General features: G+C 61.9%; 22 protein-coding genes. 11 read left to right on the plus strand and 11 right to left on the minus strand.

Going from position 1 to position 25,653, the window contains the following annotated elements; translation table 11 throughout:
- Positions 1-502: 502 nt before the first annotated feature.
- Entirely contained in the window at positions 503-1,732 is a 1,230-nt protein-coding gene (locus U5A58_RS35130; protein WP_321930522.1) for a porin, read from the plus strand.
- 5 nt (positions 1,733-1,737) lie between these two features.
- On the opposite strand, the gene U5A58_RS35135 is transcribed toward U5A58_RS35130, so the two are convergent.
- Positions 1,738-2,553 (minus strand): TetR/AcrR family transcriptional regulator, encoded by an 816-nt coding sequence (locus U5A58_RS35135; RefSeq protein ID WP_321930521.1) that lies wholly within the window; start codon positions 2,551-2,553, stop codon positions 1,738-1,740.
- Positions 2,554-2,736: 183 nt separating this feature from the next.
- On the opposite strand from U5A58_RS35135, the gene U5A58_RS35140 reads away from it, so the two are divergent.
- The 7 genes from U5A58_RS35140 to U5A58_RS35170 all read left to right on the plus strand — a co-directional run bounded on the left by U5A58_RS35140 (position 2,737) and on the right by U5A58_RS35170 (position 10,278).
- Positions 2,737-3,930, plus strand: coding sequence for an alpha/beta hydrolase (locus U5A58_RS35140; RefSeq protein WP_321930563.1), 1,194 nt, complete (start codon positions 2,737-2,739; stop codon positions 3,928-3,930).
- Between the two features lie 44 nt (positions 3,931-3,974).
- A complete protein-coding gene (locus U5A58_RS35145; RefSeq protein ID WP_321964811.1) occupies positions 3,975-5,669 on the plus strand; it encodes an AMP-binding protein in 1,695 nt (564 codons plus the stop codon).
- A 3-nt stretch (positions 5,670-5,672) separates the two neighbouring features.
- Positions 5,673-6,542: a VOC family protein gene (locus tag U5A58_RS35150; RefSeq protein WP_321964812.1), complete on the plus strand. Its 870-nt coding sequence runs from the start codon at positions 5,673-5,675 to the stop codon at positions 6,540-6,542.
- Positions 6,539-7,696 carry an FAD-dependent monooxygenase gene (locus tag U5A58_RS35155; RefSeq protein ID WP_321964813.1) on the plus strand — a complete coding sequence of 386 codons (1,158 nt, stop codon included), beginning with the start codon at positions 6,539-6,541 and terminating at the stop codon, positions 7,694-7,696. Before U5A58_RS35150 ends, U5A58_RS35155 begins: the two co-directional genes overlap by 4 nt.
- On the plus strand, positions 7,693-8,151 hold the full coding sequence (locus U5A58_RS35160; RefSeq protein WP_321964814.1) for an acyl-CoA thioesterase: 459 nt from the start codon (positions 7,693-7,695) through the stop codon (positions 8,149-8,151). The genes U5A58_RS35155 and U5A58_RS35160 overlap by 4 nt, the downstream gene beginning before the upstream one ends.
- Before the next feature lie 7 nt (positions 8,152-8,158).
- Positions 8,159-8,917: an Asp/Glu racemase gene (locus U5A58_RS35165; RefSeq protein ID WP_321930516.1), complete on the plus strand. Its 759-nt coding sequence runs from the start codon at positions 8,159-8,161 to the stop codon at positions 8,915-8,917.
- Positions 8,918-8,997: 80 nt separating this feature from the next.
- A complete protein-coding gene (locus tag U5A58_RS35170; protein ID WP_321930515.1) occupies positions 8,998-10,278 on the plus strand; it encodes an MFS transporter in 1,281 nt (426 codons plus the stop codon).
- Positions 10,279-10,363: 85 nt separating this feature from the next.
- On the opposite strand, the gene U5A58_RS35175 is transcribed toward U5A58_RS35170, so the two are convergent.
- A complete protein-coding gene (locus U5A58_RS35175) occupies positions 10,364-11,413 on the minus strand; it encodes an amidohydrolase family protein (protein ID WP_321964815.1) in 1,050 nt (349 codons plus the stop codon).
- A 203-nt stretch (positions 11,414-11,616) separates the two neighbouring features.
- On the opposite strand from U5A58_RS35175, the gene U5A58_RS35180 reads away from it, so the two are divergent.
- Positions 11,617-12,327, plus strand: a complete 711-nt coding sequence (locus U5A58_RS35180; protein WP_321930513.1) for a TetR/AcrR family transcriptional regulator — start codon at positions 11,617-11,619, stop codon at positions 12,325-12,327.
- A gap of 26 nt (positions 12,328-12,353) precedes the next feature.
- Here U5A58_RS35180 and U5A58_RS35185 read toward each other — a convergent pair whose 3' ends face one another.
- From U5A58_RS35185 to U5A58_RS35205, 5 genes are all read right to left on the minus strand, one after another.
- Complete coding sequence (locus U5A58_RS35185) at positions 12,354-13,691, minus strand: MFS transporter (protein ID WP_321964816.1); 1,338 nt, start codon at positions 13,689-13,691, stop codon at positions 12,354-12,356.
- A gap of 58 nt (positions 13,692-13,749) precedes the next feature.
- A complete protein-coding gene (locus tag U5A58_RS35190) occupies positions 13,750-15,414 on the minus strand; it encodes a long-chain-fatty-acid--CoA ligase (protein WP_321964817.1) in 1,665 nt (554 codons plus the stop codon).
- Between the two features lie 11 nt (positions 15,415-15,425).
- A complete protein-coding gene (locus U5A58_RS35195) occupies positions 15,426-16,604 on the minus strand; it encodes an acetyl-CoA C-acyltransferase (RefSeq protein ID WP_321964818.1) in 1,179 nt (392 codons plus the stop codon).
- Positions 16,605-16,624: 20 nt separating this feature from the next.
- Positions 16,625-18,649 carry a 3-hydroxyacyl-CoA dehydrogenase NAD-binding domain-containing protein gene (locus U5A58_RS35200; protein WP_321964819.1) on the minus strand — a complete coding sequence of 675 codons (2,025 nt, stop codon included), beginning with the start codon at positions 18,647-18,649 and terminating at the stop codon, positions 16,625-16,627.
- Between the two features lie 164 nt (positions 18,650-18,813).
- Entirely contained in the window at positions 18,814-19,248 is a 435-nt protein-coding gene (locus U5A58_RS35205; RefSeq protein ID WP_321930508.1) for a MarR family transcriptional regulator, read from the minus strand.
- A 172-nt stretch (positions 19,249-19,420) separates the two neighbouring features.
- Here U5A58_RS35205 and U5A58_RS35210 point away from each other — a divergent pair, with 172 nt between their 5' ends.
- Both U5A58_RS35210 and U5A58_RS35215 read left to right on the plus strand, forming a co-directional pair.
- Complete coding sequence (locus U5A58_RS35210; RefSeq protein WP_321964820.1) at positions 19,421-20,569, plus strand: acyl-CoA dehydrogenase family protein; 1,149 nt, start codon at positions 19,421-19,423, stop codon at positions 20,567-20,569.
- A 31-nt stretch (positions 20,570-20,600) separates the two neighbouring features.
- The gene (locus U5A58_RS35215; protein WP_321964821.1) at positions 20,601-21,056 is read left to right on the plus strand and encodes a PaaI family thioesterase; all 456 of its coding nucleotides are present in this window, start codon (positions 20,601-20,603) and stop codon (positions 21,054-21,056) included.
- 54 nt (positions 21,057-21,110) lie between these two features.
- On the opposite strand, the gene dmpG is transcribed toward U5A58_RS35215, so the two are convergent.
- The 4 genes from dmpG to U5A58_RS35235 all read right to left on the minus strand — a co-directional run bounded on the left by dmpG (position 21,111) and on the right by U5A58_RS35235 (position 25,643).
- Complete coding sequence (dmpG, locus tag U5A58_RS35220; protein WP_321964822.1) at positions 21,111-22,121, minus strand: 4-hydroxy-2-oxovalerate aldolase; 1,011 nt, start codon at positions 22,119-22,121, stop codon at positions 21,111-21,113.
- Between the two features lie 4 nt (positions 22,122-22,125).
- Entirely contained in the window at positions 22,126-23,076 is a 951-nt protein-coding gene (locus U5A58_RS35225; protein ID WP_321914404.1) for an acetaldehyde dehydrogenase (acetylating), read from the minus strand.
- A gap of 13 nt (positions 23,077-23,089) precedes the next feature.
- Complete coding sequence (mhpD, locus tag U5A58_RS35230; protein ID WP_321964823.1) at positions 23,090-23,878, minus strand: 2-keto-4-pentenoate hydratase; 789 nt, start codon at positions 23,876-23,878, stop codon at positions 23,090-23,092.
- A 157-nt stretch (positions 23,879-24,035) separates the two neighbouring features.
- On the minus strand, positions 24,036-25,643 hold the full coding sequence (locus U5A58_RS35235) for a bifunctional 3-(3-hydroxy-phenyl)propionate/3-hydroxycinnamic acid hydroxylase (protein WP_321964824.1): 1,608 nt from the start codon (positions 25,641-25,643) through the stop codon (positions 24,036-24,038).
- Between the last annotated feature and the right edge of the window lie 10 nt (positions 25,644-25,653).

The following is a 25,653-nucleotide window of genomic DNA, read 5'->3' on the forward strand; positions in this document are numbered from 1 at the left end:
TAGTACGTGATCGGATTCCTTAAGCCACTCGCTTTGTTAAGTCAGCGCTTGCCATAGACAAGACATATGCACAGGCCGGGAAGCAGTCTGCGTCGCGGCTCCTGTTTCAGGCATAGCAGGACATCAAATTCGTGCCTGGCCGGCAGGCTTTCGCTTACCAGATGCAAAACCATGGCACCGATTGTAGTGAGTTAATTCTCATCATGACAATACTCTCGATTACCCTGACAGCCCCCCACCGCAAATCGACGTGAGCAGGCGCAAACGCCTCCTGCACGAGGCTTCCACCCTGACCGGGCGCGACGGCTCAGACGATAGATATTTGCGGCCGCAACGGGTTTACGCTCATGTTATGGTCATTAAAAATTATTGACACCCTGATAAATATGCTGGATTCTTCTCTTAATTGAGATGGTGTCAATAAATACCGGGATCGTGACCTGCCCCGGCTAACCCAATCCATCGCAATCAATTAGTAAAACTACTTAAATGGAGACTCGACATGCTTCGGAGACAGGCAGCATTCGGTGCCTTTGCAGCTTTTCTCGCCGTGCCGGTATACGCCCAGAGTTCGGTCACCCTCTACGGGATCATCGACATTGGCCTGAGCTACACAAACAGCGCGCAGACCAGCGTAGTGCGAGGCAACCCACAGGGGGGCTCACAATTTGCGTTGACGGATGCGCACGCGACCGGCTTGAGTGGCAGTCGCTGGGGCCTGCGCGGCACGGAAGATCTCGGAGGCGGCCTAAGCGCCATCTTCGTTCTGGAAAACGGCTTCCTTGCGAATACGGGTGCGCTCGCGCAGGGCGGCGCGGAGTTCGGCCGACAAGCCTACGTCGGGCTGTCGAATCCTTTTGGCAAACTTACGCTGGGCAGACAGTACGACCCGCTGATCGACTTCGTGCAATCTTTCACGGCGTCGGGATCCTGGGCAGGCTACATGGGCGCGCACCCCGACGATCTCGACAATCTCACCAACACCAACCGCATCAACAACGCGGTCAAAATCACGACGGCCAAATTCGGAGGCTTCAGCGCCGGCGCGCTGTACAGCTTCGGCGGCGTGCCGGGCAGCACAACGCAGAACCAGATATGGTCGCTTGGCGCCGGTTATACGGGAGGTTCATTCGCCTTCGGTGCGGGCTACCTCAATGCGCGTGACCCCAACGTTTCGTTCTACGGAAACACGCCTAACAAGGGCACGGCGACCGCCAACAACATCGGCTCCATGGGCAGCAGCACGAGCCCGCAGTCGTACCCGGTGTACGCGGGCTATGCGTCGGCCAAAACGCTTGAAATCCTTGGCGCAGGCGCCTCGTACACGCTCGGCAGCGCGATTTTCTCGCTCGCCGCGACCAATACGCGCTTCGACCATCTTGGCTCCGCATCGGGTCCGAATCCGCTTGGTTACAGCGGCAATGCGGTCTTCACCAGTTACGATTTCAACGTGCGATATAACGTGACGCCGTCGCTTCAGCTAGGGTCCGGCATCGATTACACGCACCGCAACTCGGTGAAAGGCGACGATGGCGCCAAATACCTGCAACTCGACCTAGCCGCTGACTATTTCCTCTCAAAGCGCACGGACGTGTACCTGCTGACCGTTCTGCAGCGCGCAATGGGTACGGACTCGCTCGGCCAGCCCTCAGTGGCTTCGATTGCCGGTTTCAGCCCGTCTGCCACCGACAAGCAGATCGGCGTACGTCTTGGGCTCCGGCACAAGTTCTGAATGGGTCAGACGGCGCGCACTCCGCGCGCCCTGCGGGGTGCCGGGCGTTTCAAGGCCTCCGGCACGCTGTCGGCCAGCCAGCCCCCGAAACCATCAAGCAACAGTTTGAGGCCCTCGTCAAACGCCTGCTCCGCACTCAATTCCGCGAACGCGGTCCCCACGATTTTTGCCGCGGGATAACGTTCGCTGGCAATTTCGCTGAACTTGCCACGCAGGAAGTTCGAGTGCTCCGAAGGCGACTGGCGCCCCGCTGCTGAAATGCTCGATGAGAGCAGGTATTGCGCCAGCAGGTGATACGCAAGCGCGGCCCGTTCAGCGGAAAAGCCGCCCTGGAGGAAGGCGGAGGTGACATGGTTGAACATGGCGAGGCCATAGTCGATCTCACCGGGCGCCACCGCCTGGAACAACCGGAAGCGGTTATGCGAAGCGACGTACAGGCTCACGCCGGGCATGTCCCGTGCCAGCGCGAAGGATGTGCGTGCAAAGGTTTCGATGTCGGAGCGCCAGTTGCCCGTCAAGGCAGGCAAGGCTTCCAGGCGCCGCCGGTAATAGCCGTTCAGCACGCCCGAGATGAGGTCGTCCCGCCCGCCCAGATAGTAGTGGATCAGCCCGGGAGCCACGCCAAATTCCTTCGCGAGCTGCACCATCGACACCTGATCGAGCGGCATGGTCCTTGCCATTTCGCTGGCGCGCTCGATGATGACGTTGCGGGAGAGCATGGACTCCGCGCCGATGGCGGCGGCGGTGCGAGGCGGTCGTCCGCGCTTGCGCGAAGGCGCTTCGACGGGCGTTTCCGGCTTCCTGGTCGTGCGTGCGGTCATCGATGAAGATCATCAGTCGGGTAAGTCCTGACAGTCTACCGCCAAAATATAATTGACACTGTCTCAATTAATTCTTAATCTGATTTATACCAGACTCAATTTTCGATGGGAGGAGATGTGGAACACGCGGAAAAAGCGGTCGTCACCGCCGGCCTGCGCGGCGCAAACTGGGATCCGGCGCTAATGCAGCGCCCCTACACAGTCACGCCCTATGCCTTGCAGACCGTCGATGGTCAGAAGACGCTTGGTTTCCTGTTTACTTCGACGGGCAAGGAGAAAGCCGTCGTCTCGATCATGCATCCGCGTGAAATGTCGGTGACGCACTATCTCGTGCCGGCAATACTCGACGCTGGTTGTGCGTGCTGGGTGCAGGGCCCGCGCTCGATCGGCAACGATCTGCGCCTCGAACACGAGATCGCGCTGCTCGACGTCGCGGCCGGCATGCAACATCTGCGTACGCTCGGCTACCGTGACGTGGTGCTACTCGGCAACTCCGGCGGGGGCGCGCTGTATGCGTTCTACAACCAGCAATCGCGGCTCGCGCCCGCCGAGCGGCTCACCCATACGCCGGCCGGTCGGCCAACCGGACTCGGGGAAGCCGAACTGCCTCCCGCCGACGGTTTCATTCTCGTCTCACCGCATCCCGGTCAAGGGATCATCCTCCTGAACAGCCTGGACGCAAGCATCGTCGACGAGAACGATCCGCTCTCCGTCGATCCGGCGCTCGATCCGTTTTGCGCCGAGAACGGCTACGACCCGAAAACGCGTAGCGCACGCTACGAGAGCGCGTTCATCGAGCGCTATCGCGCTGCCCAGTTGCAGCGCGCACAGCGGCTCGACGAGCGGGCACACGATTTGATCGAACGAAAGCAGGCCGCACGACGTCGCCTGAAAGCGGATTCGCCCACACCGGCGGACCGCCGGCTCGCCGCGCATGCACCAATTTTCCAGGTATGGCGCACCGATGCCGACCTGCGCGCGTGGGACATGTCACTCGATCCGTCCGATCGTAAAGCCGGCTCGCTATGGGGCAACGATCCGTTCGTGTCGAATTGGGGCAGTGTCGCATTCGGGCGGGTCGTCACGCCGGAGTCATGGCTCTCGACGTGGTCGGGCCTGTCGTCCCGCGCCTCGTTTGCACTGTGCGGCCCATCCATGGTCGCCCCCACGCTGCTGCTCGAATACACGGGAGACCAATGCGCCTACCCGCAGGATATCGAAGCAATCTTCGAAGGGCTCGGCGCTGCCGACAAGACCCGCATTCGTGTACGTGGCAATCATCATGGCATGGCGCTCGAGCGCGGCGAACCATCGGGACGTGAGGTCGCGGGACGGCACATCGCCGCCTGGCTGAACGAGCGCTTTGGCAAATCCTGAACAGCACGTTTCGCAACTACATAGAGACAATGTCGGAGATAACATTGGAACAACAGACAATCCGTCCGAAGGTGGCGTTGCCGGGTGTGCGTTACCCGGACGAGCCGCGGCTACGTCAGTACATCGAAGCTGGCGTGCTCGGCACGCAATCGCTCACCACCGCGCTGCGCGAAGCGTTCGCCACCCATGCAGCAAGGCTCGCGCTGGTCGGCCCCGAAGCGGAATACACGTACGCACAGTTCGATAACCTAACCGATCGCTTCGGCGCTGCGCTTCTCAAGCTCGGCGCCCTCCCACTCGATCGCGTGATCATGCAATGCGGCAACTGCAACGAACTGCTGATTGCCTTCATCGGTTGCCTGAAAGCGTCGCTCATTCCTTTGTGCGCGCTGCAGGCCTTCCGCAAGCATGAGATTACGTACCTCGGCAACCTTTGCGAGGCCGCGGTCCACGTCGTACAGGGGGACGATCCAAAATTCGACGATGTTGCATTCGCAACCGAGATGCGCGCGCACGTGCCTTCGCTAAGGATCACCGTCCAGGCTCGCGGCGCGCAGCGCGGCGAAGCGAATTCGCTCTGGTCGCTCGTCGATGATACGAGCATCGACGAAGCGCGCGACATCCTCTCGCGTGTGGAGAGCGATCCTTTTCAGGTTGCGGTGTTCCAGCTCTCAGGCGGCACGACGGGGGTGCCCAAGATCATTCCGCGCTTTCACAACGAGTATCTTTACAACATGAAGGCTGTCTCGGCGTGGAATCGCTATACCAGCGACGACGTGCTGTTCATGCCCACACCGTTCATGCACAACATGAACATGGTCTGCTTTTTTGGTCCGCTCCTGCTTGCGGGCGGTCGCGTCACGGTATGCCCTGACATTTCCCAGGAAACGCTGACGGGTGTGGTGTCAAAGTACAGGCCGAGTTGGTTTGGTCTGGCGGGCCCGATACTCGCGCGCGTGGCGGAAGAAATGCAGCGCGCAACATCGGAAGACAAGGCCCGTCGCAAGTTGACCGGACCCAAGAACGCGCCGCGCCTTCGAGAAATGCTTGGATCGCCCTGCTATCACATCTTTGGAATGACCGAGGGTGTGATCATGTTCGCGCGGGAGGGCGATCCAGCCGAAGCGCTCGACGAGTCCGTGGGACGCCCGGTCTCCTCTCGCGACGAGGTGAAGATCGTCGAGATCGGCAGCGAAACCGAGGTGCCGGATGGCGAAACCGGCGAGGCGCTGTTTCGCGGTCCCTACACCATCCGTGGGTACTACAAGTCCGAAAAGGAAGATGTCAATCGCTTCACGCCGGATGGATTCTATCGCTCTGGCGACCTCATGATGGCCAAGGTCATCGACGGCCAGCGCTATTACTTCTTCCGCGGCCGCACGAAGGATGTCGTCGATCGCGGCGGCGAAAAGATCAACGCCGAAGAACTCGAGAACGTCATCAATCGTTGTCCGCATGTTCATGCTTCGGCGGTGGTAGGTATGCCGGACCCAGTCTACGGCGAGAAAGTCTGCGCGTTCGTCGTGCCTGACCCGCTCGACGTGCCGTTAACGCTTGCCGACCTCACAGCCTTCCTTGAACAGGAAGGACTGGCGAAATTCAAATGGCCGGAACGCCTTGAACTCATTCCGGAATTCCCCCTGACTGCATCCGGCAAGCGCAGCAAGGTACTGCTGCGCCAGCAACTGATCGAGCGTCTGCATAACGAAGGGGCGGAACGAACCGCCCCACGAGGATAAATCATGAATCAGCCATTCAATCCGTCCCTGCTGGCGCGCCCGGTCCTGCGCGGCGTGCATCATACCGCCCGTCCCACATGGAAGCTGGAAGACACCGTCCACTTTTACCGCGACTTGCTGGGCCTGCCGCTCGTGCACGCGATTTCCGCGCGAGGCTGGGGCCCTGCTGATCACGCCGACTTCCTGCACTTCTTCTTTGACAGCGGCAACGGCAGCACGATCGCTTTCTTCTATTACATCGGCACGGAGCGCCCAGACCGGCTCGCTCCGAGCGACCACTACCAGGAGCGCGCCACCCATACCGCGTGGCAGGTTGCCGACGCAGTGGAACTCGCGGCCTGGCGCACGCGAGTCGAACAGGCAGGCATCGATCTGCGCTACCAGGTGCGCCACGAAGTCATCGAGTCGATCTATTTCAACGACCCAAATGGGTATCCCATCGAGATCACTTACCAGACGCGCCCTTTTGGTGCGCTGGATGCCGGCGACGCAACCCGCACGATCGAGGCTGCCATCGAGCTGGAGCGGCGCGCATCGGCAGGCGAGGCCTTCGGCTCGATCGAGCCCGTGTGGCAACGTAAGGGCATGCAGCTCGATGGTCCGCACGACGCACGTGTCGCATCCCTGTTCGTGCTCGACGTTCCCGAGTTCCGCCCTCTGGTCGACACCGCGAGGCAATCCGGCCCCTACCCCACGACGACGCTCGGCGACGGCTATGTCCGCATCGACGGCAATCCGGGCATCGCTCTCAACCGCAGGGCGCTCGGCTTCAAGCCCGCTGTCTGGTACGGCGCGCTCACGGGTGGGCTCATCGGCCGTATCGCGCGGTTCGATGCGGACGATCTCCTGATTGACCCGACGGAGCAGGCATGAAAGTCGATATCGTAGGTGGCGGCCCGTCTGGTCTCTTCCTTTCCATTCTTCTCGCGAAGTACGCCCCGAATGTCGAGATCGAGGTGTTCGAGCAGAACGCACCGGATGCCACCTTCGGCTTTGGCGTCGTCCTTGCCGATACCGGGTTGGCCAGACTCAGCGACGCAGCGCCAGAGGTATGCGCCGATCTCGTCAAAGCGATGAAATTCAGTACGCAGCAGACGATCGTGAGTGGGGAAACACCAATTACGGTGCAACGTCCCGGCATCGGCGGTGGAGCAATTGCGCGTTTGCAGTTGCTGTCGATCCTGCAGGACCACGCAGCGCGTCTCGGCATCCGTGTGACGTGGTCCTCCCGGGTGCTCGACATCGAGGCACTCGATGGGGACATCGTCGTGGGCGCTGACGGCATCAACTCGCTGGTGCGGGCCAGCGTGCCGAGCGAATTTGGCACGACGCGTCGCGATCTGACAAATCATTTTGCGTGGTTCGGCGTGGAAAAGGCGTTTGCGTGCCCGGCGCTGATATTTCGCCGTCATGAGGGCGGGTATTTCATCGCGCATTACTATCCCTATTCCGATCGAATGAGTACCTTCGTGGCGGAATGCGACGAACGCACCTGGCGCGAATTCGGCCTCGACAATGCAAGCGCCGACGAGCGACGCGCGCTGTTCGAGCGCGTTTTCGCGCCCGAACTCGATGGGCACGGGCTGGCATCGAATAATTCGAACTGGCGGCAGTTTCCAGTGATCCGCAACGCAAACTGGTTCTGCGGCAACCGCGTGTTGATTGGCGACGCGCTTGCCAGCGCGCACTTCTCGATCGGTTCCGGCACGCGCATCGCCATGGAAGACTCGATCGCGCTCGCGCAAGCCATCGCCTCGCACGGCAGCGATGTGCCTGCCGCCCTGCACGCCTACGTGCAGTCGCGCCGCGAGGCGAAAGACCGGCTGATCGGCGCCTCGGAAGCCTCCTATGAATGGTACGAGCAGATCCGGGACTGGATGGACGCCTATACGCCGCACGAATTCGTCTACCAGTTCATGACGCGCACGGGCCGGGTGGATGCGGCGCGTCTGCGCGAGCAATACCCCGCGCTCATGCGCGAACTGGCGATCGCTGGCGCGGTTCCGGCTGGCGAGGCGATGCAATGACGCAGAGCTACGAATACGTTCTGAGCGAAGCGCCGTTCGTCGTGCGCCGCACGGTGCGCTGGGGCGATTGTGATCCGGCGGGCGTCGTCTACACCGGCAGGTTTCCCGACTATCTGCTGGGGGCGCTCGCGCTCTTCAAGGATCACATCGTGGGCGGCTCAGGGGAGTCACTCGGCAAGCGGCACGGTGTGGGGCTGCCCTGTCGCGGCATGACGTTCGACTTCGCCGGCACACTCTGGCCCAACGATATCGTCGACCTCGAATGTTACGTCGGCGAGATACGCACGCGCAGTTTCGACTTTCACTCCGAAGGCAGACGCCCGGGCGGCGAGCCCATATTCAGCGCGCGTTTCTCGCCGATCTGCGTGCACGCGCACGTGCGCGAAAGCACGGACATTCCTGCGTCGTTGCGCGCAACCCTGATGCGCTACGCGCGTGTTCAAACCACGAGGTAAGCCAAGCATGAAATATCGGATCGGGCAGATCGTGCCCAGCTCGAATATCACGATGGAAAAGGAAATTCCGGCGATGTTCGCCGCGTACATGAACGCACATCCGGAGCACGAGTTCACGTTTCACTCCAGCCGCGTACGCATGCACAAGGTTGTAGCGGAAGAACTCGAACGCATGAACCGCGACATGGGGCGCTGCGCCGTCGAGCTCGCCGATGCACGTGTGGACGTGCTCAGCACCGCGTGCCTCGTCGCGATCATGTGCATGGGCCACGGCTACCACCGCATCGCCGCGCAGGATCTGCGTGACACCATAGGCGCGCAGTCGGCGCAGCCAGAAGTCATGACATCTGCCGGCGCGCTCGTAGATGAACTCAAGAGCTTCGGCGCGAAGCGCATCTCGATGATGGCACCCTACACCGATACGCTCACGCGGCGTGTCGTCGAGTACATCGAGGCCGAAGGAATCGAGGTCCAGCACGCGATTAACTTTTCGATCGAAGACAACCTGGACGTGGGCGCGCGCGATCCACTTAGACTGATCGAGGACGTAAAACGCCTGAACGTGCGCAACGTCGATACCGTGGTGCTCTCGGCCTGCGTTCAGATGCCTTCTCTTCCCGCCTTGCAGCTCGCACAACACGCGCTCGGGATTCCGGTGACATCGACCGCCGCCTGCACGGTTCGCCAGATGCTCAAGCTGCTCGGACTCAAGCCCGAATTGCGCGGCGCCGGCGCGTATCTCGGCGACACGCAGGGACTCGACTAGCGCCATTGCAGCACCCGAGGCTTTGGAAATTCGGGCGGCTACCCGCAAGCGCCACCGAAAAAACACATGAGGAGACAACGATGACTACAGCATCCGCAAAGCCGGGCGCGGTTCAGCCGCCGCTCGAAGCCTCCAGGCGTACGCTCACCGCAATCGTACTGGGCGCTGCGATCGGCATGGCGCTCGGCTACGCACCCGTATTCAACGCGACCGCCGGCGTCTTCGCGCCATCCATCCTGAAGGAGTTTCACTGGACACGCGAACAGGCAGCCGTGTCCTATGCCGCGTCGATGGGTGGCCTTGCTGTCGCAAGTCCGTTCATTGGCGTGATGATGGACCGCTTCGGCGTGCGCCGGGTCATTCTCGTCTCGGCCATTATGTTCAGCCTTGCTGTGGCCTGCATGGGGCTTCAAACCGGAAGCAAAGGCGCATGGCTTGCCTTGTCGGTCATCATCGGTGTGTTTGGCGCCGCGACCTCGGTGCTCGGCTATCTCGCCATCTTGCCGCAATGGTTCGACAGGCGCCTTGGGCTCGCCACGGGCTTCGCGATGATCGGGTTGGGTGTCGGCGCCGCCGCCGCGCCCGCGGCGACACAACACCTGATCGCAGCCTTTCACTGGCGGCACACCTATCAGATCCTCGCGTGCGTATCGCTTGCTGGGTCGTTGCTCGCGCTGTCGTTGATCAAGGAGCGACCGCCTCGCGCCGTAGCGGAACGGGAGCACGATCGGACTGCCACCGTGCATGCTGTCGCACTGCCGTTTTCCGCGTGGAAGCTTGCGACCATCTTTCTGGTTGCATTGCTCGCGTCGAGCGCGACCCTCTCGCTCAATCCGCACTTGCCGGCACTCCTGATGGACCGTGGACTGTCAACCGCGTGGGCCGCCACCTGTGCGTCGCTCGTCGGCGTCGGGATACTGTTCGGCAGGCTGCTCTCGGGCTTTCTCATGGACCGCTTTCACGCCCCATTCGTCGGCGCCGCGTTTCTGCTGGCCGGTGCTTGCGGAAGTCTCCTGCTGTTGAATGCCGCAACGCTTCAGTCCGCGTTGGTCGCGTGTGGACTAGCTGGCCTTGCGATCGGCGCCGAGGGCGATCTGCTCTCGTATCTCGTGCGTGCGTATCTCGGGTTGCGCAAGTTCGGACGCAACTATGGTGTCGCGTTTTCTGGGTATGCGCTCGGCGCGGTTGTCGGACCTATCGCAGCGGGTCGGTATTTCGATGTCTATGGAAACTACGAGCTACCGCTGCGTGTCGCTCCTGTCCTGCTGATCGCTGCCAGTATGCTGCTGGTTTCACTGGGACGGTATCCCCAGTTGAATCGCGACAAGACGCAAGCACGGATTGCCCAGGCGGACGCCTGAACGCCGGTATTGATCCTGGCAACTGAAATTACCCCGGGAAGGCGCGCAAAGGCGTGATTCCCCGGGGCGACCGTGAACGATGCATTCAGCGGTCCCGAATCTTCTCGGCAATCGCCTCCACACCGCGACCGAACACCTGTTTGACGCTACCGGCCAAAGCGGCTTCGCCTCCCGCGCCCACCGAAGCGAATTGTGGAAACAAGGCCAGCGCATGCGCTCGGTCTATTCCAGCCTTGGTGCGCGCATCGAACACCGTGAGGTCTTCAAGCGCCCGCGTCTCCATACCCGTTACCATGGCCGGCGCAAACGGGTAGTCGCTACCGAACAGGATGTGCTCTGCCTCAACGAGTTCGCGCAGGGCGGCCATCGCATAGGGCGACGGGGACAATGCTGTGTCGTAATAGAAGCTGCGGATATAGTGCAGTGCTCCGCGGGGCGCGTTGAGTGCCATCTCCGGAATGCCATTGGCAAGCGACAAGCGCCAGGCAATATAGGGGAGGAAACCTCCCGCGTGCGCAAGTATCCACCGGATGCGCGGATACTTTTCCAGCGTCCCCGAAAAGATCAGGTTGGTTGCCGCGCGCGTGGTATCGCACAGGAACTCTACGAGAAATCCAGGCGTTGAAAGCGCGAGTTCCGTGCTTGTCTTGTGCATGTTCGGATGCACGAAAACCACCGCTTCCCGCCGGTCGAGCTCAGCCATCAACTCGTCGAACCGCGGATCACCCAGAAAATGACCATCGGTGCTGCCGAGCAGGACGATACCGTCCGCATTGAGCACGTCGAGCGCGTATGCCGCCTCCCGGCAGGCGTGTTCGGTGAAAGGCATCGGCAGGACCGCGAACGAGCCAAAGCGCCCCGGATGGCGCTCGATTGCGTCGGCCGCAAATTCATTGCAAGCGCGGGCGAGATCGCGTGCCTGCAACGGCCCGCCGAGATTGACGCCGGGCGCCGACAGCGAAAGGATTGCCGTCGCAATGCCGTGGGCGTCCATGTTTTCAATGGACATTTCCGGCGTCCAATGTGGCAGCTTCGCGCCCGCAACCTCGTCGCGGCCCCTCGCCTGCATAGCCTTCACGAACGCTGGCGGAATCAGGTGATGATGGACGTCGATACGCCCGGGGGGATGTTTCACACTGCTCTCCTGAAAAGGAAACGGCGTCGCAGAAGAACGCCTGCGTGGCGGTGCATCGCCAGCACCCTTCAGACTCCAGACCGAGACGCCTCAAAACACAACGACGATACTTTTATAATGACACATCTCTCATTATGACGCCATGCTTGCCTTTTACTTGCAGCGATGGTGGACGACCTGGAAGGCGAACGTATAATCGGGCCATGAACAAATCTCCCCCTACCGTCGATCATCGCACCCGCGTGGCCGCCGAGCGGCGCGAACGAATGCGGGCGCGGCTCATCGAGTGCGCCATGCTGGTTTTCGCCGAGAAGGGCGTTGGCGCCAGCATCATCCAGGATGTCATCGCTGCCGCAGGTGTATCGCAGGGTTCGTTTTACAACCACTTCCGTACCAACGTCGACCTGCTTGAAGCGGTGACGCAGGAACTCAATAACGAATTGCTTGAGCTTATTGAGAGTGAAGTTGGTCGTTATGAGGACCCCGCGCTGCGTATCGCGACCGGCGTACGCATGTATCTGCACTCGGCCGGTGTTTATCCGTTGCTCGGCCGCTTCATCAGCGCCGTCGGCCTGCATTCGGGGGGGCCAGGCAGCCTGTTTTACCGCTATCTTCCAGTACACATCGAAGAAGGTTTGAAAGCTGGGCGCTTCAAAAGCGTAACCGTTGATGTTGCACTCGACCTGATTGCGGGAACGGCACTCGCAACGACGCTGAGAATCGCGACGGGGGCGGCGGACGCGACACAACCAGAGCGAGCAGTGGCGGCGATACTGCGTGGGTTGGGACTCTCAGGCAAGGAGGCAGACGCCCTCGTTCGGTCGCCCGTGGCCCAAGTCGACGCGTCGCCATCTTCGCTGCTGGTACGGGGGCGAATTCGCTCCGAAGAGCGTGCTGCAGATACGGCGGTGTGACAAATCTCGGACGTCGCGCCACAGCGTCATTTCGAACCCACCGCAAACGCCCTCCTGGCAACGAAGCGCCATGCCAGGAACGCTGCAAGGACCAGCAAGACGACGATCAGTAGGATGCCCGGTGCGAGCGAACCGCTCCATACCTTCATCGCTCCCATGAGACTTGGCAATACGAATCCGGACAACGTCCCGATCGTGCTAATCAGGGCGATGCCGACAGGAGCACGCCGCGCATCGAGATACGTGGGCGGTAACGACCAGAACAGAGCGATCGCAGTCGTGGCGCCCATGTTAGCGAATGCGATCGCCGCGACTAGCCCGGAAAGCGACGTCGTCGCTGTCGCCAGCGCAAGGCCGAGCGCGCCAGCTCCAACGCAGGCGAGAAAGTGCCATTGGCGTTCGCGAACCCGGTCCGAATGCCAGCTGACCAGCACAATGGAAATTGCCGCGAGAGTGGACGGAATGAGTGCAAGCAGGCCAATGGAGGCGTAGTTGGCCACACCTGCGCCACGAATGAGCGTCGGCAGCCAGAAATTGATGCCGTAGCCGGCAGCAGTCAGCGCGAAATAGATGAAACTCAGGAGGTACACCTGCGGGTCGCCGAATGTGCTCGCAGCCGGAATGGCCTGGGCGCGAATCTGGTGCTCCCGCTCCTCCTCGCGGATTTGTGCATCGATCCATGCGCGCTCGCTGGCGTCGAGCCAATGTGCGTCGGCCGGACGATCGTCGAGAAAACAATAGCAGAACACACCCAGGACGCAAGTCGGCAGGCCCATCAACAGGAAAAGCCATTGCCACCCCTGCAGTCCTAGCGCGCCGTCCATCCACTGCAGGACCGCTCCGGAAAGCGGCGCGCCCACCATGCCCGCGGCGACAGTCGCCATGAGGAAAATACCCGTGGTCGAGCCGCGACGGCTTCGCGGAAACCAGTAGGTCAGGTACAGGATCACGCCCGGGAAAAAGCCGGCCTCGAAGACACCCAGCAAGAAACGCAGCACATACAGTTGCCACGGCGCCGTGATGAACAGCGTAGCCGACGAGCACATGCCCCAGAGCACCATGATGCGCAGGAAGGTACGCCGCGCGCCAACTCGACCGAACAGAAAATTGCTTGGCACTTCGAACAATGCATAGCCAACGAAGAACACACCGGCGGCGAGACCGTACTGCGCATCGGTCACCCCAATCGCCTGCTTCATCTGTAGCTGCGCGAACCCGATATTGACGCGATCGAGGAACGCGAAAAGATAGCTGATGAAGAGAAGTGGCAGCAGCCGCCAACGCACGCGCCGGTAGAGCTGATCGACTGCGTCATCCGGCAAGTGCCCGGCAGCGGCTGGCGCCTGCGCAATGTTGGTTTGCATGGTTGTCTCCAAACGATGCTATGTTGTAGTTAGTTGCGGCGCAGCCGCACAGCGAACGCTAATCGCTGGTGTAACGCTTGCGAAGCTTGCCCTTGTCGAGCTTTCCAACCGACGTTCTCGGCAGAGAATCGACGATCTCGATGTGGTCTGGCACCATCCACTTCGGGTAGCGCGACGAGAGATGCGCTCGAATCTGCGCTTCTGTCGCCACCAGGCCTTCGCGCAGCGAGACAATAGCGAGCGGTCGTTCGCCCCAGCGCTCGTCTGGCACACCGATCACCGCCGCCTCGAAAACCGCAGGCATGTCCTGCAGCGCCTGCTCCATGTCGACGGAGCTGATCCATTCGCCACCTGACTTCACGAGGTCCTTGAGGCGGTCGACGAGCCGCATGTAGCCATCCGGTGCGAATGTCACGATATCGCCAGTCTTCAGCCAGCCATCGGGAGTCGTGGCGGTGAGCGGGTCGGGACGCCCCAGGTAAGCGGAAGCTATCCATGGACCGCGCACCTGCAACTCGCCGCGGCTCGTGCCGTCCCATGGCAGCACTTTCCCGTCGGGATCAACGTGACGCAGCTCGACGAATGGCAGCGGCAAGCCATTGCCTGTGCGCAACGCCAGACGGTCGGCGTCAGGGCGTGCGTCGTATGTACGGCGCACCCACGTTTGCGTTGCAATGGGCGAGCACTCTGTCATGCCCCAGCCGGTCTGGAGATAGACCCCCAGCGCATCGAAACTGCGGATCATGTCTGCCGACGGCGCTGCGCCGCCCACGTACAGCCGAACGCCGGGCTCGAACTGCCAGCGGCCCGGATGCGCATGCCATGCCTTGAGCACATCCACCCAAAAAGTCGGCACGCCGAACGCGGCCGTCACTCGCTCTTGCGTCATGAGGTCCAGCACAGCCGCGCTGGTGGCATGCGCCCCGCTGAACACGAGCTTCGCGCCGAGCATGACGGCGCTATACGGCATCGACCAGCCGTTCACGTGAAAAAGCGGTGTGAGCGGCATGAGCGTGTCGCGCCCGGACAAGCTGAACGCATCCACACCCGCCGCAGCCAGACCGTGGAGCAGCATCGAGCGATGCGAATAGACCACGCCCTTCGGGCGCCCCGATGTTCCGGAGGTATAGCAGATGCTGACCGCCTCATTCTCGTCATGGGGGCCGTCCGGCCAGTCGGGAATCGGTTCGGTCTGTTCGATCAACGTATACCAGTCCAGACGCCCTTCAATCGCGCCACCTCGCTGCGCGCGATGCACGATCACGTGAGGCACACGAACGAAGCGCTCGACTTCCGCGTACAGCGGCAGCATGTCTTCGTCGACGATAAGCGCCTCGTCGCCCGCTTCCGCGATGATGTAGGCGATTTCTTCTGCCGAGAGCCGCAGGTTCACCGGATGCAGCACTGCTTCGATAGCGGGAACCGCGTAGTAAGCCGCGAGATGCGCGGCGTGGTTCCACATCAACGTGGCGACACGCATGCCCTTGCCGATGCCGAGCGCGCGCAGCGCCGCTGCCATGCGCTTCGCATCCCGCGCGATGGCGCCGTACGTCGTGCGCTCGATGTGCCCTTCCTCGACACGGCTCACCACCTCCACGTCGGCGAACAGGCGCTCGGCGCGGCGGATGACGTCGGTCACCCGCAACGGTCGGTCCATCATGGTTGCCACGAGAGAAGCAGCGGCATTCTGCGCGCGCAGTGCTTCGTAATCGGGTTCGCTCACCTGCCCCTCCATCAATAGACTTCGAAAAGCGCCGCAGCACCCTGGCCGCCGCCAATACACATCGACGCCACGACCCAGCGCGCGCCACGCCGCCGCCCTTCAGCGAGTAACTGGCCCACGAGGCGTCCACCCGTGGCGCCGTAAGGATGACCGAGTGCAATTGCGCCACCATTCACGTTGAGCCGGTCGTCGTCAATGCCAAGCCGTTCGCGGCACAGCAGCACCTGCACCGCGAACGCTTCATTGATCTCCCAAAGGTCGATATCGCCAATCTCCAGGCCCGCGCGCGCGAGCAGCTTCGGTATTGCGTAGATCGGGCCCAGCCCCATTTCCGCCGGCTCGCATCCGGCGACCGCAAAGCCGTGGAAGCGCCCCAGGGCTTCGCAGCCCGCACGCGAAGCCGCGCTTTCCTCCATGAGCACACAGGCCGCCGCGCCGTCCGTAATCTGACTCGCATTGCCAGCCGTGACCGTCCCGCCGGCAAGCGCGCTGCGCACACCGGCTAGCGTCGCGACCGTAGTCTCCGCGCGCAAGCCATCGTCTGCGGCAATCGTCACGTGCTCGGTGCGCAGATCGCCGGTGGCGCTGTCGATCGTGCAAGCTACGGTCGTGATCGGCTCGATTTCCGCCGAAAGACGCCCCGCCTCCCGCGCCGCCACCGCACGGCGCTGACTTTCCGCGCCATAAGCATCCTGCCGCTCTCTCGATACCTCGTAACGAGTCGCGAGGTGCTCGGCAGTCCGCAGCATCGGCCAATACAGTTCAGGCTTGCGCTCCGCAATCCACGCTTCCTCGAACATGTGCATGTTGAGTTCACGCTGCACGCATGAAATGGACTCTGCGCCGCCGGCGACGAGCGCCTCGCACTCGCCCGTCTGGATGCGCTGCGCCGCGAACGCGATCGCCTGGAGCCCGCTCGAGCAAAAGCGGTTCACAGTCACGCCGGGCACAGTGACAGGCAGCCCAGCGCGGATCGCGCTCTGGCGCGCGATGTTGCCGCCGTTGGCGCCCTCCGGGTTCGCGCAGCCAAGCACGACGTCCTCAACCCGTGCGGGATCGATGCCCGCACGCGCGATAGCCGCCTGGACCACGTGGCCACCCAGTGTCGCACCGTGGGTCATGTTGAGCGCGCCCTTCCATGAGCGCGCGAACGGCGTACGCGCCGTCGAAACGATTAGGGGTGTTTTCATGGTTCGAAATAAAGCTCAACTCAATATGGGTTGAAGACGCCGCCTTCGCGCGCGAGCCGCATGATCAGCGGCGCGGGCGTCCACACCGCGCTACCCGTGCGCCGGCGCAGATCGAGCAGCTTCTGTTCGACGACCGCGAGCCCGCTGCGGTCTGCATGCAGCATCGGACCGCCGAGACGGCGAGGGAATCCATAGCCGAGAAGAAACGCGATATCGATGTCCGAAGCTCTCTGTGCGATTCCCTGCTCGAGCACATGCGCGCCTTCGTTCACCATCGCGAGCAGGCAACGGTCGATAATCTCCGCCGGAGCGAGCGCCCTCGCAGAGCCAGCAGGCAGCAACGCCTCCATTTCGGGGTCGGCCAGCGCCGTGCGACGGTCAACGCCATAGCGATACCAGCCTTGGCCGCTCTTCTGACCGTAACGTTCACGCCCGACAAGCGCTTCGGCAAGCGCATAACCGGCCGTATCGGTCCGTCCTCCGCGTGCCTTCGACAGCACGTCGTTGCCGATCAGATCCATCGTTCTGAACGGCCCCATCTTCATCCCCATGCCCTCAAGCACACGATCGACCTGGTCGGGACGCACGCCTTCGGCTGCAAGCTCGAGCGCCGCGTCGAGCAAGCGGTCAAAGATGCGGTTTCCTACAAAGCCAGGGCCGACGCGCGCGACAATCGGCACCTTCTTCATGCGCCGAGCCAACTGCAACGACGTTGCGATCGCCTGCGCCGATGTCTGCGCACCGCGGACGATCTCGAGCAAACGCATGACCGGGGCGGGGCCGAAAAAGTGCAACCCGATCACTTCTGGTGCGCGTGAAGTCGCCTGCGCGAGCACGTCGACATCGAGCGTCGACGTATTGGTCGCGAGCAACGCACCCGAGCGCAGCCACGGGTCAATCTTGCGGAAGACTTCGATTTTCGCGTCCATCGACTCGACGACCGCTTCGATCACGAGATCGACGTGGGCGAGTTCGGAAAGCTCGCGCAGCACGCTCACCCTTTGCGCCTCAATCTCCGGGTACGTGGCGAGCTTCGCGACTGCCCGCTCCGCTGCCTCGACGCTCACGTCGTGCAGAAGCACGTCGATACCTGCACGCGCGAGGCAATGCGCAATTCCACTGCCCATGAATCCAGCGCCAATCACCGCCGCCCGGCGTACTTCCTGGGCGGGCGTGCTGGCAGGCAGATCGCGAACTTTCGGGGCTTCGCGTTCCGCGAAGAAGGCGTGACGGATCGCGCGCGCCTCGTCACTCTCCATGACCGGGCAAAAAAGTGCGAACTCGCGCTTGAGCCCTTCGGTCGCCGGCAGCGACAGGCTCAACTCGATGGCATCGAGCGCGACGAGCATGCCGTTCGTGCAGTCCTTGCGCGCTCGCGTCTGTGCACGCGCTACCGCCAGAAATCCTGCCGCCTGCGGATGCTCGACACGGCGCAGCGACAGATGCGTGAAAGGCTGGCCCCGTTCAGCCATACTCAGCGCCAGTTGCCCTGCCACCTCGATGAGATTGTCCTGCGACGCGAAGCTGTCGATAAGCGCTGTGCCCTTGAACGACTCTGCGGCCTGAATGCGGCCGTTCAGGATGAGGTTCACGGCGCGCTCCAGGCCCACAGCGCGCGGCAGCAACTGGTTGCCACCTGCGCCCGGCATAAGGCCAAGCGTGGTTTCCGTGAGCCCGAGTGCCGCCGCGGGCGTCGCAACGCGCGCATGGCACCACATCGCAAGTTCCAAACCGCCACCCAGCGCACTGCCGCCGATTGCCGCGACGAGCGGCTTGCTCATTGCGAGAATGAATGGAATGAGGACGTCGACGAGCGACGGGTAGTCCATCGCCGTGCCGTTCGTGAACTCTTTCAGGTCGGCGCCGGCACAAAACGTCTTCGCGTTCCCGGTGAGCACGACCGCATGGACACTATCGTCCGCTTCGACCTTTCGCAGATTTTCAAGGAGTGCCAGGCGAAATGGCGTCGACAGCGCATTGACCGGCGGGTTGTCGATTGTCAGGACGGCTACACCCGGTGACGGGCGAATCAGTTCGATGCACATGGGCAGGGAGCGAATCAGGTTAAACGGACTTCAGGAGATAAAGTTGCGCACTCAACGAGTACGCCACCGATGTCACATTCTTCCGATCGCCACCATTTATGTCAACCTTGATTGACAAAATAGACGCCAGGGATTTTCCCTGGAAACCACACGAGCACGTGCGCTCAATCCCCGTTTTCGCCGGTCCAGCCTTTGGAAAGAATGCGTTTGAGTTCTTCGAGATCCTTTCGGCCGATGCGCGACGCCAGTTCTTCTTCCAGCGCTTCAAGCGTTTGCGCTGCGCTTTCCGACATATTCCAGCCACGCTCTGTAAAGCGTAGCAGTTTCACCCGTCCATCGCTTTCGCTCGCGCAGAACTCCACCAACCCGAGTTCTGCCGCTTCGTTCGCACATTGATGCACCGCCTGACGTGAAATCGAGAGACGACGCGCAAGCTCAGAAAGACCGATCGGGCGGCCGCCCATGTGAACGAACATTCGGTTCATGGACGGCGTAACCTCGCCGAATCCACTTTCGCGCGCCCGTTCCAGGACACGCTGCTCGATCCATTCAGAACGCCACAGAAGAAGCTGACGCAGAAAACGCTTTTGGGAGACCATTGAAGAGAGAGTCCAGTAAGAATCTCCCGCAATGATACTGCCTCGAGCCGCTGGGGCTGCCATTTTTGTCAATTTGTATTGACAATATCCACGCAGGAAAGCGATGATGGGCCGAAGTTTTCATGCCGCGGCTCGCCCTCGCCGCTAAACCCAAGTTCAAAGGAAGTCGTTCATGCTGCAGTTTCCCCGTACTATTTTCGGTCCCGAGCACGATGCCTTTCGCGACCAGGTGCGCCGCTTCTGCGAAAAGGAAATCGCGCCGCATCACTCGCTCTGGGAATCGGAGCATCGCGTGCCGACCGAGATCTGGCGCAAGGCCGGCGAAAATGGCCTCCTGTGCTGCTGGATCGGCGAGGAAGACGGTGGCCCAGGCGGCGACCTGCTGTGCGACCTGATCGTGAGCGAGGAACTCGGTCGTGTCGGCGCAACCGGACCGGGATTCCCGCTTCATTCGGTGATCGTTGCGCCCTACATCGTGCATCACGGCACCCTGGCATTGAAGAAGCGTATTCTGCCTGGCATGGCGAGCGGCGAAAACATCGGAGCAATCGCGATGACCGAGCCCTCTACCGGTAGCGATGTCGCGGCCATCCGCACGAGCGCGCGCGAAGACGGCGACGCCTGGGTCATCAACGGACAAAAGACCTTCATTACGAACGGCTACAACAGCAATCTGATCGTTGTCGCCTGCAAGACGGATGCGTCACAGGGCGCACGCGGCGTGTCGCTGTTCGTGGTAGAGACCGATACGCCGGGATTTTCACGCGGGCGCAACCTCGAGAAAATCGGCCAATACGCGCAGGACACGGCGGAACTGTTCTTCGACAATGTTCGCGTGCCGCGCGAAAACCTGCTTGGCGAGGTGGGTCAAGGCTTCCGCTACCTGATGAAGGGTCTCGCACAGGAGCGCCTGCTCGTTTCGGTGCAATGCCAGGCGCGCGCTGAAGCCGCGCTCGAATGGACCAGCGCCTACGTGAAAGAACGCAGGGTTTTCGATCGACCGCTCAGCGCGATGCAAAACACGCGCTTCAAGCTCGCTGAGGTCGCGGCAGACATTCATGCCGGCCGCGCTTATTGCGACAAGCTCATCCAGTGGCATATCGCCGGCGCGCTCGATCCGGCTGCGGCCTCGGCGGGCAAGCTCTGGCATTCCGAAATGCTCGGACGGGTCGCCGATGCCTGTCTGCAACTGCACGGCGGCTACGGCTATATGCGCGAGTATCCGATCTCGCGCGCCTTCGTCGACGCGCGCATCGAACGCATCTACGCCGGTACGTCCGAGATCATGAAAGAGGTCGTCGCACGCTCGCTTCTGGACTAATGCCCCTCTTCATGTCCCGTTCACGCACATCATGAAACCCGCAAACCAGGACCACGCGTTCATCACGCGTTTTCTCGAAACACCACATACGCCGCTTCGTGTACTCTCCAACCCGATGGCGATCGCCCTGGGTACGCACATTGTCGCTGCCGATCCGCAGCAAGGTCGACTTGAACTGGAGTTCACCCCTTCGGAAACCTTCGTTCAGGGAACCGGCGTGCTTCAGGGCGGTGCGGTCGCCGGCATGCTCGACTTCGCGATGGCCTTTTCGGTCCTCGCCCGGCTCGGCGACACCGGTACTTGCGCGACGGTCGATCTGACGACAGCGTTTCTCCGAGCTGCGCCGGCCGGCAGGTATCGGGCAATCGGGGAGATCGTACGCAGCGGGAAATCGATCGCGTTTTGCCGCGCCGAACTATGGAAGCACGACGACGCGCGTGGCCCGGTAGCCACAGCCATGGCAACGTTTGTGGCATCTTCCAGTTGACTCCCTTGCGGAACGGAAAGTATCCGGTCCGGAAGTGCACGCTGTAGCGGGCAGCTATCGTCCCGCCTTCAGGTCGAGCGCCACGTCGACGATCATGTCTTCCTGGCCGCCGACCATCCGGCGCTTGCCCAGTTCGACGAGAATGTCCACCGTCTTGAGGCCGTACTTCCGTGCGGCCACTTCCGAGTGGCGCAGGAAGCTCGAATACACACCCGCATAGCCGAGCGCGAGCGTTTCGCGGTCCACGCGAACCGGCCGGTCCTGCAGCGGGCGCACGATGTCGTCGGCGGCATCCATCAGCGTGTAGAGGTCGGTGCCGTGGTTCCAGCCCATGCGTTCCGCCGCGCCGATGAACACTTCGAGCGGCGCATTGCCCGCGCCCGCACCCATACCTGCGAGCGATGCATCGATGCGGTCGCAACCTTCCTCCACGGCGACGATCGAGTTCGCGACGCCCAGCGAGAGGTTGTGGTGCGCATGCATGCCCGTTTGCGTTTCGGGCTTGAGCACAGCCTTGACCGCGCGGAAGCGATCGCGCACGTCGTTCATCGTGAGCGCGCCGCCCGAATCGACCACGTAAATGCAGGTAGCGCCGTAGCTTTCCATCTTCTTCGCTTCGACAGCGAGGTTTTCCGGCGTGGTCATGTGGCTCATCATCAGGAAGCCGACGGTGTCCATGCCCAGTTCGCGTGCGTATTCGATGTGCTGCTTCGAAATGTCGGCTTCCGTGCAATGCGTAGCCACTCGCACCACGCGCGCGCCCGCGTTGTACGCGGCCGTCAGGTCGTGAATCGTGCCGATGCCGGGCAAGAGCAGCGTAGCGATCTTTGCGTGCGTGACCACATCGGCCACGGCTTCGATCCATTCGAGGTCGCTGTGCGCGCCGAAGCCGTAGTTGAAGCTCGAGCCTTGCAGGCCGTCGCCGTGGGCCACTTCGATGCTGTCCACTTTCGCCTTGTCCAGCGCACGGGCGATGTCCTGCACGTTCTGGATTGAGTATTGATGGCGAATGGCGTGGCTGCCGTCGCGCAGCGTCACGTCGGAGATATAGAGTTTCTTGCTCATCGCCTTAGGCTCCTTGCACGCTCAAGAGCGTCTGCGCCATACGCTCGGCGGTGGCGAGCGCGGCGGAAGTCATGATGTCGAGATTGCCTGCATATGCGGGCAGGTAGTGCGCGGCGCCTTCCACTTCGAGGAACACCGAGGTCTTCAGGCCGCTGAACTTGCCAAGGCCCGGAATGTTGAGCGGCGCGCTCGCGGGAATCTCGTCGAACTGCACCTTCTGCTTCAGGCGATAGCCCGGCACGTAGGCATGCACTTTCGCGGCCATCTCTTCGATGGACTGCTCGACCTTCTCGCGGTCAGCCATTTCGGAAAGCGTGTAAACCGTGTCGCGCATCATGACCGGCGGCTCGGCCGGATTGAGCACGATGATGGCCTTGCCCTTCGCGGCGCCGCCCACCACTTCGATAGCCCGCGAGGTCGTTTCGGTGAACTCGTCGATGTTGGCGCGCGTGCCGGGACCCGCCGACTTGCTGCTGATCGAAGCGACGATCTCCGCGTAGTGGACCTTCGCCACGCGCGACACGGCTGCGACCATCGGGATCGTGGCCTGGCCGCCGCACGTCACCATGTTGACGTTGAGCGCTTCAATGTGAGCATCGATGTTCACGACGGGCACGCAGTACGGGCCAATCGCGGCAGGCGTGAGGTCGATCACGCGGATCGACGGCTTGAGCGTGCGCAGCAGCGCGTCGTTCTTCACGTGTGCGCCAGCGGAGGTCGCGTCGAACACGAAGTCGATGTCATTGAACACCGGCAGGCGCGTGAGGCCGACCACGCCTTCGTGCGTAGTCGCGACGCCCAGGCGGGCGGCGCGTGCGAGGCCATCGGAGTTCGGGTCGATGCCGACCATCGCCGCCATCTCGAGATGCTGACTGTTGCGCATGATCTTGATCATCAGATCCGTGCCGATGTTGCCGGAGCCGATGATCGCGGCCTTGAGTTTTTCGGAAGCCATATGAATTCCTGTATCAGGCGGAGAAAGTCGCGCGAACGCTGCCGAGGCCTTCGATCTGCGCGGTGTACGTGCCGGGTTCCTTCACGGCGACCATGGGCCCGAGCGCGCCCGTGAGCACTACGTCGCCCGCACGCAGCGGCGTGCCGAGCTGGACCATGCGGTCTGCGAGCCACACGGCGGCGTTGAGCGGATTGCCGAGGCACGCGGCGCCGTTGCCACGCGAGAGCACCTCGCCGTCGCGCGAAAGCTCCATCGCGCAGGCGGTCAGGTCGATCTGCGAAAGCGGCACCGGGCGGCTGCCCACCACGAAGCGCGCGCTCGAGGCGTTGTCGGCCACCGTGTCGACGAAGCGGATGTCCCAGTTCTGGATGCGGCTGTCCACCACTTCGATGGCCGCAAGTGCGTAGGCGCTCGCACGCAGGATGTCGACGAAGGTGTGCTTCTCGTGCGTGAGATCGTGCTCCAGCACGAGCGCGATTTCAGCTTCCACCTTCGGCTGGATCAGTTGCGAGAGAGGAATGGCTTCGGCATCACCGTAGGCCATCGAAGCGAACAGCGCGCCAAAGTCGGGCTGATCGACGCCCAGCTGCTTCTGCACCGCGAGCGACGTGAGGCCGATCTTGCGGCCCACAATGCGCTCGCCGGCCGCAACGCGCAGATCGACGTTGGCTTGCTGCACTGCATAAGCGGTGGCGATATCGTCCATCGCGATCTCGCCGCGCACCGGCTCGATCACGTTGCGCGATGCTTCCGCTTCGCGCAGGCGCGCGGCCAGGGCCGCGACGATTTTGAGATCGGTCATATAACCTCTCCTGTTGAATTCGAACTGAGCGTCGAAGCAGATGAGGACCGCTTTCAGTAAGCGGCGCATGACCGAAGTTCGTCGCGCTAGGGCACTGTCATCAACTGGCGTATCATGCGCTGTGCAAAACCAAAGTGGTCCAGACTTCCGGCATTCCTCAAGCCACAGAAGGCTCCCTATATTTGACGTGCGTAAACCGAGCATCAATTGGCCGTAGCACCGGGACGTCAAGCGCACCGTCTGCGGCTGCAACGAATCGGTCGGGTCGCAGCGCTACACATTTCGTATTGCGCGCGCGCATCCAGCTCAGAAGTGTGCCCTCCAGGTCGAACAGGTCTTCTTCAGAGGTCGCGCCTTGTGAGACTTCCCGCAAAACGATATGACGTGAATTGAGTGCGGCCCAATCCGCCTGTTGCGATCCGGATAGAAACTGTTTCGGGTTCACGCCATCGCCGAGTAAAACAAAGCCCGTACCGAGGAAATCATCCAGGTGGCCCTGTCTCCCACGAACGTCGGCGACACGCGGCTGAGGTGGCATTTGCCCGATCAGATTCGTCTTCTGCGGCGGAGCGCTTATCCAGCCCCCATCAAGTGCCGGTAGACCTGCCAGTGGTTGCGGTGGCTCCTGCATGTGAAGGGCTTTGCAGAGGAGCCGGTGAAGCGCGTCAAGCTTCTCGCTCGCCGTCATCTGCCGTTTGATAATTCGCCCCAGTCGTTCCGACTCAGCTGTTACGAATGCGACATTAGGTGCACGCTCTACCTCGTAACTATCGAGAATGCTCTCCGGAAGGCGGCCTCCAAGGACCTCCCGAATCTTCCAGCACAAATTGAACGCGTCGCGGATACCGGACTGCATGCCTGAGCCTGCCCACGGGGGCATCAAATGCGCTGCGTCTCCGAGCAGGAATACTGAACCGCACCGCCACCGCTGCGCCCGTCGCACGTGGTGCTTGTAGAACGCATGCTGGTGGATTTCAATGTTCTCTGGCGTCACGCCCATCGTGGCAAGCAGATTCCACAATTGGTCGTGAGTGGAAAAGTCCTTTTCCGACTCGTGCTCAGCAAGTGGAAATTCCCAGCGGTGATTGCCTAGCGCCAGCGGTATATCGACAACCGGACGCTTTGTATCCGACCAGAAAGTAAGCAAATGACGCTCGGGCCACCAGCGCTTCACGCGCACGTCGATGACGACCCATTTCGTATCGGTAGTAGAACCCTCCAGGGGGATACCCAACCGGGTGCGCACGTTGCTAGAACCACCGTCACACGCGAGAACGTAACGGGCAGTGACACATCCTTGAACACCGGTGTCCAGATCGCGAAAGCTCACTACCGAACCGCCGCCGATGGACTGGAGCGAAGTAAATTCCTGGCCGAACCGCACTTCGACAACGGACGAAAAACGCTCCACTCCAGCGCGCAACACCTGCTCCATCGCAGGTTGATAGATCATCGACGCGACAGGCAGACCCATTTCAGGATCGGGGACTTTCATGCGCATCAAATCCTTGCCGGCATATGTGCGCCATCTCATCTCCGTCATGGGATCCATCACCTTGAGTAGTTCGTCGACAAGTCCGACGGACTGATAGCAGCGCAAGGTCCAGTCGTTGACAGTCACCGCACGCGCACGAGGATAGATTTCGCGATCGCGCTCCAGAACCAGGCATCGGATTCCGTATGCACCGAGGAAGTTCGCAGCGGAAACGCCGGTTGGGCCATATCCGACAATCGCCACATCATAGTCAAAGGAACAGGTAGTCATCCGGCGCCCA

This window comes from Paraburkholderia sp. J7 (assembly GCF_905220155.1).
Lineage (GTDB): Bacteria > Pseudomonadota > Gammaproteobacteria > Burkholderiales > Burkholderiaceae > Paraburkholderia.